Genomic DNA, 19,329 nt, shown 5'->3' with positions numbered 1-19,329 from the left:
TCCAGAAAGAGTTAAAAACGGTCATCCATATTCATGTGGGTGACCGTTTTGTTTTTCAGTTTTTAGGTCAATTGTGGTTTGAAGATGTTTTCTGAAGAGTAGGCTAAAAACAGCTTGCAGGCATCTGGCTGAGTTAGATGTTAGGTTGATGTTAATATGGTGGAAGCATCGGCTAATATCCGGTCAGGGAAAGTGGTTTGGGAAATCTAAATTTGGTTAGATGAAAGGTGTCTGTCAGACACGCTTTTTCGCTGGTAAACCTGTTTCGGTTTTCCATCCTTCCCCATTTTTCAAAGCCTTAACGTTTTACGCCATGTTCATAAACAGATTCATGGCTGTTGCCCTTACCGGATTTGTGTTTCTCGCAAAACCTGGAGTGGCGCAGCACCAACACAATGATTATCCCATCCAGCCGGTGCCGTTCACGCACGTGCACGTGCATGATGAGTTCTGGGCGCCCAAGATGAAGGTGAACGCCACAGTGACCATTCCCCATACCCTAGAGAAAAGCCGGGAACAGGGCCGCATAGACAATTTCTTGCGGGCGGCCGGGAAAATGGAAGGCGACAAGCTCAGTCAGTTCACCTTCGATGATACCGATATTTACAAAGTGATCGAGGGCGCTTCTTACGCCATGCAGGTGCAGAAAAATCCCAAGCTGGACGCCTACGTGGATTCCCTGATCACCATCATTGGGGATGCGCAGGAGCCGGATGGGTATCTGTTTACCTTCCGGACGGTGAAGGCCGCCAAGCCGCATGAGTGGATCGGGAGCAAGCGTTGGGAGAAAGAGGAAGAACTCAGCCATGAACTCTACAACTCGGGTCACCTGTTTGAGGCGGCCGTGGCGCATTACCAGGCTACCGGCAAGAAATCGCTATTGAATATCGCCCTGAAGAATGCCGATCTGCTGGTGAAGGACTTCGGGTACGGCAAGGAGGAGAAGTACCCAGGCCACCAGGTGGTGGAGATCGGGTTGGCGAGACTTTATAGAATCACCGGCAAGAAAGAATATCTGGATCTGGCCAAGTTCTTCCTGGACGTGCGCGGTCCTAAAGGAACTGAATACAACCAGGCGCACGCACGCGTGGTAGACCAGCAAGAAGCCGTGGGCCACGCCGTACGGGCGACTTACATGTACACCGCCATGGCCGATATAGCAGCACTCACCGGGGACAAAAGTTACCTGAAAGCCATTGACGCCATTTGGAGCGATGTGGTGAACAAAAAGCTGTACATCACCGGCGGCATCGGGGCGACGGGCGCCGGCGAGGCTTTCGGGAAGGCGTATGAGCTGCCCAACATGTCGGCTTACGCCGAAACCTGCGCTTCCATCGCCAACGTGTACTGGAACAACCGCATGTTCCTGCTGCACGGCGACGCTAAGTACATAGACGTGCTGGAAAGGACCTTGTATAACGGGCTACTTTCCGGCATTTCCCTCACCGGAAACCGTTTCTTCTATCCCAATCCGCTGGCTTCCATGGGGCAGCACCAGCGGGGCGAGTGGTTCAGCTGCGCCTGCTGTATCTCCAACATGACACGCTTCCTGCCCTCGGTGCCGGGCTACGTGTACGCGCAGAACAACAATGACCTGTATGTAAACCTGTTTATGACCAGCACCAGCGACATCAGCTTGCCCGGCGGCTCCGTGAACGTGAAACAAACCACCAATTACCCATACAAAGGCACCGTAGATCTGGAAGTAGACCCTCAGAAAAATAAGGATTTTACCCTCAGAGTAAGGATACCGGGTTGGGCACAGCAGCAGCCGGTTCCTGGCGATTTGTACACCTTCGCCGATGCTACGAAGAAACCAATCGTTTTGAAAGTGAACGGGAAACCCGTCCAATACAGCACCGAGAAAGGCTATGCTGTTTTGAAGCGGAAATGGAAAAAAGGGGACAAAATCACCCTTGACCTGCCCATGGAAACCGAGAAAGTGCTGGCCAACCAGAATGTGAAAGACGATCTTGGGAAGTTCTCGTTCCAGCGCGGCCCATTGGTGTATTGCCTGGAAGGACCCGATAACAAAGACAACCTGGTACATAACATCCTGGTAGACAAGAATGCCCCCGTGGAGGAGACTTTCGAGGCAAGTCTGCTGAAGGGAGTGCCGGTGATCAAGACCAACGGGGTAGGTACCAAACGTCAGACTAACACCACCGCCTTGCTGCAAACTGAACAGGCCGTGAAAGCCATCCCGTATTTCGCCTGGGCCAACCGCGGCTCAGTGGACATGACGGTGTGGGTACCTTATGAGGCCTCGGCCGCCAAGCCGCAACCCGCACCCACCATCGCCTCTACCAGCAAGATCTCAGCCTCGCTCAAGAACGCCAGAACCTTGGCCGCATTGGTAGACCAGTACGATCCGCAGGATTCCCGCGACTCCAACTACCCTTACCTGCATTGGTGGCCCAATAAAGACACCAAAGAGTTTGTGCAGCTGGATTTTGACGGGGAGCATACCGTGTCTGAGTCGCAGGTGTACTGGTTTGATGACAGTCCATGGGGCGGTTGCACTATTCCAGCTTCTTACCAAATCTTCTACAAGCAAGGCGACAAGTGGGTGCCGGTGAAAAACACCACGGCTTACGAGGTGGCCAAGGACAAGTACAACATGGTTAAGTTTGCCCCGGTGAAAACCACCGCGCTACGGATGGAGATCCAGTTGCCCAAGGAAGCAGCTACGGGCATCCATGAGTGGGCAGTTAAGTAACTTTTTCACTTTATTCTGAATTGGGAAATTCAAAGTGACTTTGAGTTTCCCAGTTCAGGATAAAGCTCCTTTCCTAAAAACGACCTACAATCCCACACCTCTCCCCGCAATGAATTCTAAAAGGCAGTTTTCGTATGAACGCTAGAGTTGGAACTCTTCTTCTTTGGATTGCTTCGTTTTCTGTCTGTTTAGGGCAGCGCCAGGCCACCATCTCTATTGATGCCCAGAAGCGTGAAAAGAAGGTTTCGCCATCGCTGCATGGAATCTTCTTTGAGGAAATCAGCCATGGGGGCGAAGGCGGCTTGTACGGCGAGCTGATCCAGAACCGAGGTTTTGAGGAAGTACGCATCCCGAAAGGTACCACTTTGCAGAACGGGTTTCTGGTCCCTAACCCGGCACCGCACTACAACCTGCCCAACGGACAAGCCAGCGACTGGAAAATGCCCTGGACGTTAAAGTCTGATTGGCCGGCCTGGTCAAGCCAGACCAGTGGTGGGGCCAACATAACGCTGGCCTTAACGCAGGAAAAGCCCCTGAACGAGGCTACGCCCAACTCGCTGAAGGTAACCGTTTCTGGTCTCCATAAGTCGGGCAATGCCAGCTTGGTCAATGAGGGATTCTGGGGCATCAAGGTGGACCAGGGCAAAACCTACAAACTCAATTTCTACGCCCGCTCTGAGAAAAAATACAAGGGACCATTGACCGTGGCGCTTCAGAGCGAAGGCGGGAAAACCCTGGTCAGTCACGTATTTGAAAACTCCCTCAAAGCCGGAAACTGGCAAAAGTTAAGCTGTGATTTAGTGGCGAAGGTTTCTGATCCAAAAGCCAAATTCGTTATCAGCTTCGGCAGTACCGGAACATTGTTTCTGGACTTCGTTTCACTTTTCCCCGCTGAAACCTACAAGAACCGGGAGAACGGCTTGCGGCCGGATTTGGCGCAGTACCTGGCTGATCTCAAACCTTCCTTCATCCGGTGGCCAGGCGGTTGCTTTGTGGAAGGCATCACTGTAGAAAGTGCGCCCAATTGGAAAGAGAGCATTGGGCCGGTGGAGAAACGGCCGGGTACGTTCAGCCCGTGGGGCTACTGGTCCAGCGACGGCCTCGGCTACCATGAGTTCTTGCAGTTCTGCGAGGACACCGGCGCTGATGCCATGTACGTCTTCAATGCCGGCGTGGCCTGTGAGTTCAGGAGCGGCACTTTCCTGCCCGATGCCCAATTGCCCGAGGTGATTGCCGATGTGCTGGATGCCATTGAATACGCTGTAGGTCCCGCCACCTCCAAATGGGGCAAAGTACGGGCCACCAACGGGCACCCGGCTCCTTTTCCTTTAAAATACGTTGAAGTGGGCAACGAGCAGCACGGTCCCTGGTACGCTAACCGGTTCAACCTTTTCTACGACGCCATCAAAGCCAAATACCCAGACCTGAAGGTGATTGCCAGCATGGGTATCGGGGATGTGAACCAACATACCCTGTCTGGGATGAAGAAGCTGGACATCGCCGATGAGCACGCCTACAAATCGGCGTTCTGGGCCATGAACAACTACAACCACTTTGACAAATACAAACGGGGCGACTGGGAACTGTACGTGGGCGAATATGCCACCAATGCTGGCGTGGGCAGCGGGAACATGCTCGCGGCGCTGAATGACGCCGTGTACATCCTTGCCATGGAGCGTAACGGCGACCTGGTGACCATGTCCAGTTACGCGCCGTTGCTGGTCAATACCAACGATGTGGACTGGCCGGTGAACCTGATCAACTTCAATAATTCGCAGAGTTTTGCGCGGATTTCCTACTACGCCATCCAGATGCTCAACAACCACCGCGCCGACCAGAACCTGGCCACCACGGTTCAGGTGCAGCCCGCCAAGGTAACCAAGCCGGCTTTTGCCGGGGGCATTGGTCTCAGTACCTGGGACACCCAGACCGAGTACAAAGACATCCAGGTCATCCAGAAGGGCAAAGTGGTCTATAGCAGCAACTTTGATAAAGCTGAAGGCGAGTGGGAGAAGGTGCGGGGCACCTGGGGCGTGAAGGAAGGCGCCATGGGCCAAACCGCGGAGGGAGCGCAGCTTTTTGCCATGCTCAAAGAAAAATCCTACGATACTTACACTCTCAAGCTGAAAGGCCGCAAGCTCAGCGGGTACAATGCGTTCATCATTCCGTTTGCGGTGAAAGATGGCGGCAAAACGCAGATACGGGCCCACATAGGCTCTTACTGGAACCAGTACGCGGTCTTCGAACAGGTAACCGAAGGCACCGAAGTGGCCAACCTTTCTTCCTCCACCAAACTGCCTGAGAAAATAGAGACTGGCCGCTGGTATGATATCCGGCTGGAAGTGGGCCTCGACAAAGTGGATTGCTACCTGAATGATAAATTCCTCATGAGCTATACCATCCCCGATATGTTCTACAGCATCTCCGGCGTAGACGAGAAAACCGGCGATATCATCGTGAAAGTGGTGAACGGGTCCTCAGAGCCCTATCAGGCTAATATTAAGGTAGAAGGAGTAAGCAACCTGGCACCTGTTGGGGAAGTTGTGACCTTGAACGCTGATTCCTACGAGGCGGAGAATTCCTTTGCGAGCCCTATAAGGTACGTGCCGCAAACAACTGCCCTGAACAATGTAGCGCCTTCTTTTAAAGTAGGTTTAAAACCCTTTTCGATTTCGGTTTTAAGGCTTAAAACAAAGTGATGAGGTCATAATTTATGGTTTTCCCACTTGGGCAACCTGACATTAGATTGTACAGGAACTAAAGAATGAAGGGGTCCTGAGCTACATAAACCCTTGCAACACATCAACAAGAATTTAATAGCAGATTTAACCTACATAAATTTATCCAACATCTTCAATTCAGAAAGTATGTCTGATATTACTGCTGCCGAGAAACAAAAGCTAGAGAAACTCTTGAGAATGAATCAAGGGTTTTTGCTCAACTTTACTGATAATGCCTTGCAACTATTTATCACTAAAAGTGTTGGGATTGACTTGATGGATGAAAAGTATAAGGTTGGAACGGGGTCAAAAGCTAACCGGATGCGTGGAATATGGGCGCAGGAGAATAATTTCGTAGTGGCCAAATTGATTTATGATCTATGCCGCTACTGGCAAGAATTGAATACGAGGAAAAGAAAGCAATCTACCGCTTCAGAGGAGGGGCAAGACCTACTGAAAGAATGCCTGAACATCAGTAAAAGGTTGGTAAACTCCATTGAGACAGGACTTCTAGTTCCAAGCAAAAAGAGGGAATACAAGAATGCCGTAACTAATAATGTCCAGGAGCAGCCAGCCCCAACAAGTCAGCATCTGTAACTCTGAAGCTTCGGCTTGGAGGTGCCAATTAGTAGGAAGATGTCCAGGATACTTCCGGAATAAACAAAAACGCCCTGTAGAGATTTGCTTTACAGGGCGTTTTATTCAATAATAGTGGAGATGCAGGGATTCGAACCCTGGTCCAGACAAGGAAACTTGAGCGCTTTCTACATGTTTAGTCTTGGTTGGGTTTTCGTGTGGCTTCAGGCCCAAGCCTAGCCTATGAAGTCACCTTAGATGCTTTAGTTTCATGCAGTCCCCGCACCTTGGACTACACTAGATCGGCATTACGATGCCCTGTGACCAACCCCCACCGAACCGAGGAGCTGCAGGACAATGGCAAAATGCTTAGTACCTAGACTAGGCAGCCATGGCGTAGTTAGACTCGCCAGATAATCGTCGGTCAATTCTGATTTACGGGAAAACTGCCAACTCCCGACATGCTTACACCCAGCTTGCTCAAGCTGTCAATTCCGGTCATCCCCAATTGTAAAAGAACTCTTTCAGCCTTCTACGGCCGAGGCCTGCAAAAGTAACCAAATAATAGACAAATCCTACGCTTCAGGAGTTCCCGTTTAAAGGCCGTTTTCGTGAAAGGAGCCTCGAAATGGCTTACAGAAACGTCTTCAATTCGCTTAGACAATGGATTTCGTAGGTAGGTCTTAACCGGGGGCGTTTCTTCTCCGGGTTAAAAAGAACCTGGTCAATTCCGGCGTTCATGGCGCCTAAGATATCGGCATCCAAACTGTCACCTATCATTAAGCTTTCCTGGGCTGTAACTCCGGCTCTCTCCAACGCATGGAAGAAGATGCGCCGATCAGGTTTAGTGCAGTTGGCGCATTCAGAAGTGATGATCTCTGAAAAATAGGAGTTCAGGTTGGCAGACTTCATTTTAATATGCTGCACGTCTTTGAACCCGTTGGTGATGATGTGCAGCACGTACTTCTCCTTCAGGTAAGCTAATACTTCGTGCGTAAACGGGAAAACACCTGTTTTGGTAGGACAGATATCCGTAAAGGCCTTGCTGAGACCGGCGGGCACATCATCGGCGGCCATTCCCAACCCTGTGAGGCATTTGATAAACCGGTTCTCGCGGAGCTGCTGCTGCGTGATCTTTCCTTTGTGGTAAAGGTCCCACATACGCTGGTTCACGAAACTGTACTTCCGGTAGAAAGAATCCCGGGAGAAATTGCCCAGTTGCCCTAGGTTGAAATGATCATATAAGTGATGGAGCGTCTCTTCTGAATTCTTTTCGAAGTCCCACAGGGTGTGGTCCAGATCGAAGAACAAGTGACGGTATGTTTTTGGTTTTCTCATAGAAGAATTTGCGCGCTGGAAAGCCCAGAACAGCAAAGGTGCTACTTTATAACCATTCTAAGTGATTTTAGTTTCGCGCAGAAGGGGCAAACTCCGGCGTTTTAGAGCCATTTTCCGCAAAGGAGCCTCTAAACCGTAATATCCTGCAATGGAAAGAACGGCCAGGAGCAGCAAGACTCCTCCCCGGTTGGGCCACACATGGAAATACAGAATATCAAACCCGAAGGTATAATGCACCAAGTAGAAGAGGTAAGAGCCTTTTCCTAAATCCTGGCTTATTCTGGTGCTTAGCACTTGGGAGAGCCAGGTCTTTTCCCGCGCCAGCCCCCAAATGGTGGCTCCTATAAACAGCGGAAGCACATAGTTGTTTACCCCATGGAATGTCAAAAGTCTGGCAAAAGAAAGGGGAGTAGGAGGGAAGCCCCGAACATACCCCATGCAAAACATGCAGGCCAAGATACCTACTACCCCACCATACGTTACCATCCCAAGGGGCACTTTTCTGGTCGTTAAAGGAGCCGAAGAAGCCAGAAAAAACCTTTTGGCCAGCCAGATGCCTGCGTAGAATTCAAAACATCGGCCGAAGAAAGTAGACCTGGTCAGGAAATTCCAGTCTGGGAAGAACTCAAAAGGAAGAGGAAGTTGCCCTATCATCAGGAAAATGACACCTGCCAGCAAGGTGATAAGGGTCCACCGGATTAGGCCAAGTTTTTCCCAGTACATCAGGACCAAAGGAGCTGCCGCGTAGAAGAAAAGCTCCACCGTCATTGACCAGCCCACCCCAATGCCGGAGAAAGCAAACTCAGGAAACAGGCCCTCCAGCATCAGGAGGTTGATGATCCAGGAACTGACCCTGACATCATGCCTGAACAGCAAGGCTATAACTGTGCAAAATAGATAAACGGGGTAGATGCGCGCCACTCTATGCAACAAATACACCCTCCAGGCCCCTTGTTCTCTTTCCTGGAATGATTGACTATACCGAAGAGCAATCAAAAATCCGCTCAGCACAAAGAAAACCGACACCCCCATGTGCGCCTCCTGAAAGAAGGCCTGAAAGAAATCTGAGGCGAAGGGTACCTGTGGTTTAGCGTGGTGCGCAAAAACCAGGAAGGCAGCCACGGCGCGTAGACCGGTTAAGGCCGGAAAGTATTGCCTGGAAGAAGCAGGTAAATTCATGTTGCTACAGGCCCGTGAAATGCCGCTGCTGAAGGCGGTTGATGGCCAGTTCGCGGTTAGAGAAGAGGGTTTGGTAGACTTCCTGGTCCTTGAGCAGGACCGGATCTTTCTCCAGGTAGCCGAACATCTGCTGTAAAAAGTCCAGCATTTCGTCTTTTATGAAATAAAATGCCCATTGATCCTGTTTACGGAAAGACACCAAGCCGGTGTTTTTTAGATAGATGAGGTGGCGGGAGGTCTTGGTTTGGGTAAAATCAAGTACCAACTCCAAGTCGGCGATGCAAAACTCCTTGTTGCGCAGTAAAAGGTGAAGGACCCGAATTCTGGAGACGTCACTCATGGCCTTGAATACTTGCTCCCCAAAACTGACGTTAAAATGTTTGAGCCTCATGGAGTATCTCTTCGTAAAATTAATTTAAAGCGCTTCGGCACAAAGTACTATAAAAAGCCTATACTTGTAAACGAACTGATCCATGACGACGCAATATATCAATTCTTCACCCCTGTATTCCTGCCTTTGGGGAAGATTGGGGCACTTTCTAATCGCATTTATCCTCCTCTCGGGCATTAGCCTTTCTTCCGCCCATGGGCAGGGAGCCAAGAAAGTTATCCAGTTGACCGGGGTGGTTACCGCCGGCGATAGCCTTCTGGGAATTCCCGGAGCCAGTGTCTACATCCCTCGGGCCGGACGCGGAACCAACACCAATGAGTATGGCTTCTTCTCGTTACCGGTGCTGGCCGGCGACAGCGTGGTGTTCAGTTCCATTGGGTACGCCAAACAGTCTCTGGTGATTCCGGAGAGTTTTGAGCGCGACAGTTATTCCATTATCGTGGAAATGCTGGAAGACCCTACCATGCTTCCTGAAATACGGGTATTCCCGTATGCCACTTTCCGGGACTTTACCCAGGCGGTGCTGGCCATGAAATCGCCGGTAGGAGATATTGACCGGGAGAGCGCCATGAGTCAGCAGATTCTGGACCAGATGTTCCGCAACACTCCTATGGATGCCAACTCCAACCACCGCACGTACATGAACCTGCAAAACCAGCAGCAAATGCGCCGGGGCGGATATAATCCCGGGGCCACCAATCCGCTGTTAGATCCAATCAAGTGGTACCAGGTGATCAAGGCCATTAAGAACGGCGATTTCAAAAAAGAATAAACGCAGGACAACTGCTAATCAAAGGACTGTCCAGGCAATGGGCAGCCCTTTTTTTATGCCCTTTAAAACAAGTGGGAGGGAAACGAAGCGAATGACTGTCTTCTAAAGACTGGTTTACTTCAGACTCAAATGAAAACGCTTTTTTCTCTTATGCTGTGCATCGCGCTTGCGCTGACGGGTTGCTGCCCGAAACCTCTGCTGTTCAAAACTCCAACGCTGGACCAACTGCCCAATGTGCTTTTGCCCGCTTTTGAGCAAAACGACCTAGAAACGGAATACACGCTGAACCCTAACCTAAATCCTTTCTACCTCAGCGGGAATTTTGATGGAGACGGCAGCACAGATTACGCCGTGTTCCTACAAAGCAAGCGCAGCCAGAAACCTGCTATCGCCTTTGTTCTGGGCGCTGTTCCCACGAATCCAATCTTGATGGGAGAAGGCGAATGGCCTGCGTTGAAAGCTTTCAACAAGATTGCTTTTTGGAAAGCAACTTCCCATTTTCCGGCAGGCGCTGGCACTGTCTTGCCGGGCATCAAAGGAGGTGGTATTGTGCTTGAATTGAATCAACCAGACGAGGTGAGATGGATCTTTTGGGATGGCAGGAATTGGCAGTGCGTAAATCCAGAATAGGAATCCAAAAAGGGAAAAGCCTCACCTGAACGAACAGATGAGGCTTTTGGGTGGGTTGCTGTTTAGAGCCTGTTTTCAGGAAGATAGGCTCTAAATAGAATGCTTATTTGCCGCCTTGCGGGCGAGTTGCGCCCTGGCGTTGGGTCTGCTGCTGCAACGGGTTGGGTGTAATGCCGCGGGGTTGCTCTTTGAACAGCTCAAAACGGCTCGGCTGCTGACGCTGCGGATACGAGTTGTTGTTCATGTCGATATCGGCCGTTTCCTGGAAAGGATCCAGCATAAAGCTGGCCACCGGTTTCTCGGTCACGAACACCTTGGTAATCTCGTTCTCATCGTAGCGCCAGATCTCGGCGGGGATGCGCACAATCTCAGAGGCTCCGTCTTGGTAGGTCATCTGCATTACTACCGGCATCACCAGTCCGCCGTTGTTTCGGATGCCCACTTCGTAGAAGTTTAGGCCTTTCTCCAGCAGGGCGCGTTCTTCGGGGGCCAAAGACTGCAGGTATTTTTGATACTGCGCTTTGCTTTCCTCGGTCACGGCCAATGGATCATAGGTGTTGTAGAAATCCTTCAGCTCTGGTTTGGAGTCCAGCAGCGTTTTAGGGATATCCTGCAGGTTGCGTTGCTGCGACAGGCTATTAGGCGCAGCATTGATCTCGGTTCTGCGCTTGGTGTTTTCTACCTCAGGGTTACGGGTGTCTACAGAGTACCATTTCACACCGGTGAGTTCCTGCTCTACGTGATCGGTGGTGTAGAACCATCCTCTCCAGAACCAGTCCAGGTCAGTGCCCGAGGCGTCTTCCATGGAGCGGAAGAAGTCTGCTGGCATAGGGTGTTTGAAGGCCCAGCGGCGGCAGTATTCTTTGAAGGCGTAGTCAAACAGTTTGCGGCCCATTACGGTCTCACGCAGGATGTTCAAGGCTGTGGCTGGTTTGCCGTAGGCGTTGTTGCCCAGCTGCGTGATAGACTCGGAGTTGGTCATGATGGGCTGTTGCATGCTCTTGTCCATCTTCATGTAGGTCACCATGTTTCTTGGTTCGCCACGGCTAGACGGGTAATCACGCTGCCATTCCTGCTCAGTCAGATACTGCACGAAGGTATTCAGGCCTTCGTCCATCCAGGTCCACTGGCGCTCATCTGAGTTGATGATCATCGGGAAGAAGTTGTGGCCCACTTCGTGAATGATCACGGAGATCATGCCGTATTTAGTACGCTCGGTGTAAGACCCGTCTTTCTCCGGACGGCCGCCGTTGAAGGAGATCATGGGGTACTCCATACCGCCCACCGCACCGTGCACTGAGATGGCCACCGGATACGGGTAGTCAATTGTGAACTTGGAATACGTCTTGATGGTGTGCGCCACTACCTCGGTGGAGTACTGGCCCCACAACGGGTTGCCTTCCTTGGGGTAATAGCTCATAGCCAGCGTGTTTTTGCCGGCGTAGTTCACGTTCATGGCATCCCAGATGAACTTGCGGGAAGAGGCCCACGCGAAGTCGCGCACGTCTTTGGCCACGAAGGTCCAGGTCTTTTTGCCTTTGGCTTTGTTTTTCTCGGCCTTCAGGGCTTCGTCAGGCGTCACGATCAGCACTGGTTTGTTTGCTTTTTTGGCTTGGGCCAGGCGGTTGCGTTGCGCAGAGGTTAACACATCTTCGTTCTGTAACTCGCCGGTAGAAGCTACCACGTGGTCAGCGGGAACGGTAAGGCTCACTTTGTAGTCACCGAAGGGCAGGGCGAACTCGCCGGTGCCCAGGAACTGCTTGTGCTGCCAGCCGTTCACATCGTCATAGACGGCCATGCGCGGGAACCATTGGGCCATCTGGTACTCGTAGTTGCCGTCTTCGGGGAAGAACTCGTAACCGCCGCGGCCGCCCTGCTTTTTCTGGTCATTGATGTTATTAGACCAGTCAATGCTGAACTTTACACTCTGCTTCGGTTTCAACGGCTGAGGAAGGTCAATGCGCATCATGGTGAAGTTGATGGTGTGCGGCAAGGCCTTGCCGTTGGCATCTTTCACCGATTTTATTTTGTAGCCGCCGTCAAACGTCTGCTCGCCCAAAGCTTCGGCGACACCGAAGGTTGGCTTGTCCGGGATTTTGTTCGTACGGGTGAGATTGGTCATGGAGTTCTTCTTGAAGATGTTCTGGTCCAGCTGCACCCACAGGTACGTCAAAACATCCGGAGAAAGGTTGGTATAGGTGATGGTCTCGGAGCCGGTGAGCGACTGGTTATCATCGTTCAGCTCGGCTTTGATGTTGTAATCGGCGCGCTGCTGCCAGTACTCATGGCCCGGGGCTCCGGAGGCAGTACGGTACGTATTGGGAGTGGGAAGTTCTTGTGCCAGTTGCCGAAACTTGGACTTATCAATGTTTTCCTGCGCCAGGACCGGTGCTGCCAAACTCAGGAGCAGCCCGGAGGCGAGTAAGAACTGTTTCATTTAGTAGGTAAGGTTGTGTTTGTTGGGTTGTGAGAACTAGCAAATTGGTTAATTCTGCGCAAAGAAAAAAGCCTGAAATAGGTTATTTAGACAATTCAGGAAGGTCCTCCCCGAAATGCTTTCTGATGTCTTGCCTGAGCACCTGCATAAGCCGCATAATCATGATACCCATAGGTACGGTCATGACCCCCAGGAACATAGACCTGAACTGACCGGTCACCAGAAAAAGCAAAGGAATCAGGAGGAAGACCAACCCGGCCATGGCGCCTAACACCAGCACCAGGTAGCTGCTGTAATAAGCCAACGGGAACCACCACTTTTGCTTCATTTCCAGGGTGCGGCGCACATACTCGGCGTGGTCTTTTTCTTTCTGACGGCGGGCCCTTTCGCGGGCCACGGCTGCCCAGGCCAGGTACTCTTTGGGGTCAGCGGGCGGATCATACGTGTACTGGTATTTTTCCCAGTCAGATTGCGGCTGGGGCGGGGAAGTAGCAGCAGCCTGGGTCTTAGCGGGGGCCGTTGCCAGTTCCTGGAACCGCTGCAGGTACTCGTACGCCGACTGGATGCGCAAAAACATGGCCGGGGCATCTGGGTGGTGGTTCCGGTCTGGGTGGTACTGTAGCACCAATTGCCGGTAGGCATGCCTGATCTGTGGCATGTCAGCGCCAAAAGGAACTCCTAACACGCGGTAAGACTCGGTCAGCATGGGTACGGCTTTGAGGGTAATGGGTGATGGTTCTGCCGTTTTGGGGCCTTTTTTAGAAAATAGCCGAAAAATCCTGATCCAGGATCAACATGAGCGCAATGGCTCCGGCAGCACTACTGATACCCAAAGCCCAATCCCGTTTTTTGACCGGCAAGGCCCGGGTCAAAAGAAAGTTAAGTAAAAGTACGAGCAAAACAATCAACAGTTGACCCAATTCAATGCCCACATTAAACGCCAGCAGTTCTACCACAATATTCTGGCCTTGGCCCAGCAAAGATTTGAGGTAATTGGAGAAGCCCATGCCGTGCACCAACCCGAAAAACGCCGCAAACAGGTTATTGAATGACCACAGAGCGCCTCCCCGGCGTTTCACGGTTTCCAGCTGGGTGAAATTGTACAAACACGTGAGCAGAATGGTGATAGGAATAAGCAACTCAATAAGCGCCGTATTGAACTTTAGCAGGTTTAAGGTAGAAAGAGCCAGGGTGATGGAGTGCCCAATGGTAAAACTGGTCACCAACGCCAAAATACGCCTCCACTCACTGGCAGAGTACACCGCACACATGGCCAATACAAACACCATATGGTCATATGCCAGCAGGTTGAAGATGTGGTGAAAGCCTAATTGGAGGTATGTGAAAAAGACAGAAGACACGTGATATGCTGGATTAATGAGGTGTTTAACAGGCAAGATTAGAAAAACGAAGCATTTTCACAAGTTCAAGGCGCCTCAGGTCGGGAGTTCTACATCATCTTACAGGAAGAGGTACGGTTTATTGACTAATTTGTAGAAGCAAGTTCTAAAACAGAAGAAGTCTAAGAGAAAGGTGAATAGGTGCTAATTGTATTTGGTTTGCATATGCGGTGAGAGTGCGTCTTTATAAATTGAAAGTTTGATAATGTCTAGTTTTCTTAGTTACTAATCGCTGGCGCGAGCGTCCCGCTCGTGTCCGCACGCATTCCTGAAAACATGCACTGCATCATCCTGAAAAGATCTTGTGAACGAACGGTATTGTCGTTTCTTCAACGCCTTTTTAGGTTGCCCACAAGATCCTTCCAGGATGACAAACGGAGAGAAATTCTTTCAAAATGGACTAGAATACATGATGTGAAAAGTAGGAGACGAAAGTGGTTTAGCAATGCCCGCTGGCGCGAGCCATCGGCTCGCGCCAGCGGGCATTGCTACAGCATTTGAAATGGCTTGTGATTGCTTCTGGTTTAATGCCTCTTTTATGAAAATCTGCCCTGAAACATGGTACGAGTGTAATGAGAGGAGCATAAAAAAAGCGCCAGATTTCTCTGGCGCCTTCATCAATCTTAAAACAACTATTAACTATTATCTGTCAATCGGTAGGTCAATGTCCACGTTCACGAACCGGATGTGGTCACCGTCCAATTCAGCTTCTACTACGGCATCCTTGCGGATGTCACCGGCCAGGATGGCTTTGGACAGCTCGTTGAGGATGCGGCGTTGCAGCACACGTTTCAGCGGACGGGCACCGAACTGCGGATCGTACCCTTCGCGGCCCAGGAAGTCCAGTACTTCGTCGGTGGCTTCCAGACGGATGCCGCTGTCTTCCAAACGTTCCTGGATGTGGCGGAACTGGATGTCCACAATCTTCCGGATCTCGCGGGAACTCAGCGGACGGAACATGATCAACTCATCAATACGGTTGAGGAACTCAGGTCTGAGCGTTTTCTTCAGCACCTCAAACACCTCGTCACGGGTCCGGTCAATGGTTGGTTCTGGGTTCAGTTCGTCCAAATCCTGGAAGTTTTCCTGGATAATGTGCGCCCCAATGTTAGACGTCATGATGATGATGGTGTTCTTGAAGTTGGCAACCCGACCTTTGTTATCGGTCAAACGGCCATCATCTAGCACTTGCAGCAAGATGTTGAACACATCTGGGTGCGCTTTCTCAATCTCGTCCAGCAAAATCACAGAGTACGGCTTCCGGCGAACGGCTTCGGTCAACTGACCACCTTCATCGTAACCCACGTATCCTGGAGGCGCTCCTACCAGACGGCTCACGGCATGGCGCTCCTGGTACTCACTCATATCAATGCGTACCATGGCGTTCTCGTCGTTGAACAGGAAGTCGGCCAGGGCCTTCGCCAACTCGGTTTTACCCACACCTGTAGTACCTAAGAAGATAAACGAACCGATGGGGCGTTTAGGGTCTTGCAGACCAGCCCGGCTGCGGCGCACGGCATCAGAAATGGCGGCAATCGCTTCTTCCTGACCGGCTACGCGGCGGCCTAGTTCTTCTTCCAGGTGCAACAGTTTCTCACGGTCGCTTTGCAGCATTTTATTTACTGGTACACCGGTCCACTTGGCCACTACCTCGGCGATGTCCTCAGAGGTAACTTCCTCCTGCAACATGTGGTCGCCGTTTTGTTGCTCCTGCACTTGCTGCTGTAGTTCTTTCAGCTTGGCTTCAGCCTCCTGGATCTTACCGTAACGCAGCTCCGCTACTCTACCGTAATCACCAGCCCGCTCAGCATGTTCGGCTTCCAGGCGGTATTGCTCAATGGCTTCTTTCTGCTTCTGGATGCCTTCAATGACCTGTTTCTCGCTCTGCCATTGAGCGCGTAAGGCATCTCTGGTTTCGCTCAGGTCCGCGATCTCCCTGGAAAGCAGATTCTCCTTCTCTTTGTCATTCTCCCTCCGAATGGCTTCGCGCTCGATCTCCAACTGCATGATCTTGCGCTGCACCTCATCCAGTTCAACTGGCAAAGAGTCAATCTCGATGCGCAGTTTAGACGCCGCCTCATCAATCAAGTCGATGGCCTTGTCTGGCAAGAAACGGTCAGAGATGTAACGGCTGGACAACTCCACGGAAGCAATAATCGCATCGTCTTTGATGCGTACCCCATGGTGCAGCTCGTATTTCTCTTTGATACCGCGCAGGATAGAAATCGCATCCGGAATGCTTGGCTCATCAACGGTTACGGCCTGGAAGCGGCGCTCCATGGCTTTATCCTTCTCAAAGTACTTTTGGTACTCTTTCAAAGTAGTAGCACCAATGGCGTGTAACTCACCTCGGGCCAAAGCTGGCTTGAGCAAGTTAGCCGCGTCCATGGCACTGTCACCTCCGGCCCCGGCCCCAATCAAGGTGTGGATCTCGTCAATGAAGAGCACAATCTCGCCTTCAGAGTCTACCACTTCTTTGATCACGGCTTTCAGACGCTCCTCAAACTCCCCTTTGTATTTGGCACCCGCTACGAGCAGACCCATGTCCAGGCTCATGATGGTTTTGGACTTCAGGTTCTCGGGCACGTCACCAGACACAATGCGTTGGGCCAGACCTTCCACAATGGCGGTTTTACCCACGCCCGGCTCACCCAACAGAATAGGGTTGTTCTTGGTGCGGCGGCTCAGAATTTGCAGCACCCTGCGGATCTCCTCGTCACGGCCAATTACCGGGTCGATCTTGCCCAAGCGCGCCTGCTCGTTCAGGTCAATGGCATAACGTTTCAGCGAGTTGTATTTCGCCTCGGCGTTCTGGTCGGTTACTTTAGAGTCACCACGCAGTTCTTTGATGGCGGCTTTCAAGCCTTTCTCGGTGATTCCCGCATCTTTCATCAGCGTTGCCACCTTGTCTCTACCTGCCAGCAAGCCTAAGAGTAAGTGTTCAATGGCCACATACTCATCATCGAACTCTTTCAGGTAAGAATTGGCTTTCTGCAACGCAGCCGCGGCCTCATTCGCCAGGTACGGACTGCCACCGCTCACTTTGGGGTAAGCGTTCACAATCTCGTCTAGACGCGTGTTGAATTGGTTGGCGTTCACACCCAGCTTCTTCAGGTAGAAACCGGTCACGTTCTCGTCGGTCTGCAGGATTCCCTTCAGCAAGTGCCCCGTCTCGATGGCCTGCTGCTGGTTGCCGCCGGCAATCTCGGTTGCCTTCTGCACGGCCTCCTGCGATTTAATGGTATAGTTGTTAAAGTTCATAGCTCTATATCGTCGTTGCGTAGTTACTAAGTTTGTTACGACGATAGTAGCAAATGAGGTACCGATCCGTTTTTAGCCTGTTTTTCGGAAAATGTGGCAGAAACTATGTTGTTATAATTAACATAATGTGACGGAATGTCTGGGGGAGAGGCAGTTGGCGGAGCCACCTGTAGTGGGAGCAGTTCCTACGAGTGGCTCCTTGAATTACCGCAGTTTATGCAGCATCTCGTACAAAAGCCGGTAAATCTCGCGCAGTTCGCCCATGTCCAGGATTGCCTCGTCTTTGCTGAAGGTGAGGACGGTTTCAGGACCGGTTTCATCTTCGTCATCGTTCAAGCGCAGCTCGCAGTTCCTGTGCTTGAGCAGGGTTTCATGGATGAAGGGATCGGCGAACAGGTTTTTAAGGACCTCCGGCTGATTTGTCTTGATGATGAAGGCATCGTCAATATCGGGGAAACCAAGTTCTATGTCTTCCATCCCGAAGAACTTTCCTACTTCGTCTATCCAGCCTTGTTCGTGCAGGGCGAATCTGAGCGTGACGTGGCTGGGTACCGGCGCCATAAAGGTGGTGGAGGAAATGCCGCTCTCAAAGCCGCCGCCCAGGTCTATGTCGGTGTCAAAATAGATCTGGGTGCCCCGCTGCTCCAGTAACGCAGAATAGGAGAGCAATTCCTTCTGGCTGGCCATGTCGTGGGCCACTTGGTGCCAAAGTTCTTCTTCGGTTTCGGCGGAAAAGGATTTGATGGTTTCCATAGGTTTCTTTTTGGTGGGAGCTTTCTGTGATAGCTCTGGTTTAGGCTAAGGACGTAAGACCGGAGCTTTTGGTTGGTAGGCGTTGGTTAAGGGGGTTATTCCATGCTTTTGAAGAACACCGGCGAGTTGCCGTACAGCGGGGTGGAACCGTTCCATTTCTCAATGAACTGCTGCTGGATGAGGAGCGGGGTAAGGGTCTGTTGGCGCAGTTTATTGGCTTCGGCCTCGGCTTGCGCTTCCACTATCTTTTTGCGGGCCTGGGCCTCGGCTACCTTCAGTTCGTTTTCTACCTGCATGGCCTGCTGTACCGCGCGGTTCTTGAGGTTCACGGCCCGCACGATCTCCTCAGGGTACGACAGACCACTGGTCATTTGCTCTAGTTTGAAGCCGTCTTTCTGCAAGGCCGCATCCAGGGTGTTCTGGACTTCGGTTTCAAACTGCTGGCGCTTGGAGATGATCTCCTCGGTGCTGTACTGGTTCAGCTGGATCCGGAAGGCGTCTTTCACATAGTTGAGCAAGGTGGTCTGGGTGATCTCGTCTATGTTTTTGCGGTATTTTTTGAAAATAAGCGGCGAAGCGCCCGCCTTTACATAAAACGAAATGGTAGGATCTACCGTGAACACCGATCCGTCTTTGGCATTGACGGTGAAGGCTTCATAGTCGCGGGTCTGGATGAAGGTGGGAAACTCGTGCACCTCCTCGGTAAGGGGGTTGTACCACACCCGGCCCGTCACCAGGGAGACATCCTGTACCCCTTTGTCGGTGCCGTACAATTTCACCAGCACACCCTCATGCCCGGCATCTACCCGGGTGCAGGATTGGGTAAGGGTTACCGTTAAGACTAGGAATAGGAGCGCACTCACGACACCCGTAATAACTCTGCGGTTCATCTGTTTTTAATTTTAGAGAAGAGAAAACGAAGAAGGAAATAGTTTAAGATAATCAACAAGGCGAAGAACACCACCCCTTTGAGCACGGCGTTGTCTGAGGGAGCCCGTAAAAGCTGCACGATCTCAGTGAAGGCCATTATGTCCAGGGCCACTAAAACCAGCAGTAGAAGTATAAACAGCAAATTCATAACTTACTCTGTCTTGGCGGATGATACCCGGAATCAGGTGTTTCAACTCCTGGGCCTGAATGGTATATGCAATAT

The 19,329-nt window shown here is 51.4% G+C and carries 15 protein-coding genes and 1 other RNA gene; 5 read left to right on the top strand and 11 right to left on the bottom strand.

From position 1 onward, the window contains the following. The first annotated feature begins 313 nt into the window (after positions 1-313). From EFB08_RS03575 to EFB08_RS03565, 3 genes are all read left to right on the top strand, one after another. Complete coding sequence (locus tag EFB08_RS03575) at positions 314-2,719, top strand: glycoside hydrolase family 127 protein (protein WP_227006195.1); 2,406 nt, start codon at positions 314-316, stop codon at positions 2,717-2,719. A gap of 134 nt (positions 2,720-2,853) precedes the next feature. After that, complete coding sequence (locus EFB08_RS03570; protein ID WP_123125504.1) at positions 2,854-5,418, top strand: alpha-L-arabinofuranosidase C-terminal domain-containing protein; 2,565 nt, start codon at positions 2,854-2,856, stop codon at positions 5,416-5,418. A gap of 93 nt (positions 5,419-5,511) precedes the next feature. Beyond that, positions 5,512-6,036 (top strand): hypothetical protein, encoded by a 525-nt coding sequence (locus EFB08_RS03565; RefSeq protein WP_125077642.1) that lies wholly within the window; start codon positions 5,512-5,514, stop codon positions 6,034-6,036. A 112-nt stretch (positions 6,037-6,148) separates the two neighbouring features. Here the strand turns inward: EFB08_RS03565 and ssrA are convergent. From ssrA to EFB08_RS03545, 4 genes are all read right to left on the bottom strand, one after another. Further along, positions 6,149-6,521: a transfer-messenger RNA gene (gene ssrA, locus EFB08_RS03560) on the bottom strand. A gap of 127 nt (positions 6,522-6,648) precedes the next feature. Further along, positions 6,649-7,353 (bottom strand): YjjG family noncanonical pyrimidine nucleotidase, encoded by a 705-nt coding sequence (locus EFB08_RS03555; protein WP_123125635.1) that lies wholly within the window; start codon positions 7,351-7,353, stop codon positions 6,649-6,651. A gap of 57 nt (positions 7,354-7,410) precedes the next feature. Next, on the bottom strand, positions 7,411-8,532 hold the full coding sequence (locus EFB08_RS03550; protein WP_123125502.1) for an acyltransferase family protein: 1,122 nt from the start codon (positions 8,530-8,532) through the stop codon (positions 7,411-7,413). A gap of 4 nt (positions 8,533-8,536) precedes the next feature. Further along, positions 8,537-8,923, bottom strand: coding sequence for an ArsR/SmtB family transcription factor (locus tag EFB08_RS03545; protein WP_123125501.1), 387 nt, complete (start codon positions 8,921-8,923; stop codon positions 8,537-8,539). Positions 8,924-9,005: 82 nt separating this feature from the next. Between EFB08_RS03545 and EFB08_RS03540 the strand changes: the two genes are divergently transcribed. Further along, on the top strand, positions 9,006-9,695 hold the full coding sequence (locus tag EFB08_RS03540; RefSeq protein ID WP_227006194.1) for a carboxypeptidase-like regulatory domain-containing protein: 690 nt from the start codon (positions 9,006-9,008) through the stop codon (positions 9,693-9,695). 129 nt (positions 9,696-9,824) lie between these two features. Then, positions 9,825-10,325: a hypothetical protein gene (locus EFB08_RS03535; RefSeq protein WP_125077641.1), complete on the top strand. Its 501-nt coding sequence runs from the start codon at positions 9,825-9,827 to the stop codon at positions 10,323-10,325. Between the two features lie 103 nt (positions 10,326-10,428). On the opposite strand, the gene EFB08_RS03530 is transcribed toward EFB08_RS03535, so the two are convergent. From EFB08_RS03530 to EFB08_RS03500, 7 genes are all read right to left on the bottom strand, one after another. Continuing rightward, the gene (locus tag EFB08_RS03530) at positions 10,429-12,762 is read right to left on the bottom strand and encodes a M1 family metallopeptidase (protein WP_123125499.1); all 2,334 of its coding nucleotides are present in this window, start codon (positions 12,760-12,762) and stop codon (positions 10,429-10,431) included. Positions 12,763-12,844: 82 nt separating this feature from the next. Beyond that, positions 12,845-13,468, bottom strand: a complete 624-nt coding sequence (locus tag EFB08_RS03525) for a J domain-containing protein (protein ID WP_123125498.1) — start codon at positions 13,466-13,468, stop codon at positions 12,845-12,847. 52 nt (positions 13,469-13,520) lie between these two features. Then, the gene (locus EFB08_RS03520) at positions 13,521-14,123 is read right to left on the bottom strand and encodes a HupE/UreJ family protein (protein WP_123125497.1); all 603 of its coding nucleotides are present in this window, start codon (positions 14,121-14,123) and stop codon (positions 13,521-13,523) included. A 681-nt stretch (positions 14,124-14,804) separates the two neighbouring features. Beyond that, entirely contained in the window at positions 14,805-17,423 is a 2,619-nt protein-coding gene (gene clpB, locus EFB08_RS03515; protein ID WP_123125496.1) for an ATP-dependent chaperone ClpB, read from the bottom strand. Between the two features lie 204 nt (positions 17,424-17,627). Then, positions 17,628-18,176 (bottom strand): hypothetical protein, encoded by a 549-nt coding sequence (locus EFB08_RS03510; RefSeq protein WP_123125495.1) that lies wholly within the window; start codon positions 18,174-18,176, stop codon positions 17,628-17,630. A 95-nt stretch (positions 18,177-18,271) separates the two neighbouring features. Then, complete coding sequence (locus tag EFB08_RS03505; RefSeq protein ID WP_123125494.1) at positions 18,272-19,066, bottom strand: prohibitin family protein; 795 nt, start codon at positions 19,064-19,066, stop codon at positions 18,272-18,274. Continuing rightward, on the bottom strand, positions 19,063-19,254 hold the full coding sequence (locus EFB08_RS03500) for a hypothetical protein (RefSeq protein WP_123125493.1): 192 nt from the start codon (positions 19,252-19,254) through the stop codon (positions 19,063-19,065). Before EFB08_RS03500 ends, EFB08_RS03505 begins: the two co-directional genes overlap by 4 nt. Between the last annotated feature and the right edge of the window lie 75 nt (positions 19,255-19,329).

This window comes from Rufibacter latericius, assembly GCF_003721515.1.
GTDB lineage: Bacteria > Bacteroidota > Bacteroidia > Cytophagales > Hymenobacteraceae > Nibribacter > Nibribacter latericius.
This window is presented reverse-complemented; position numbering and strand designations above follow the sequence as displayed.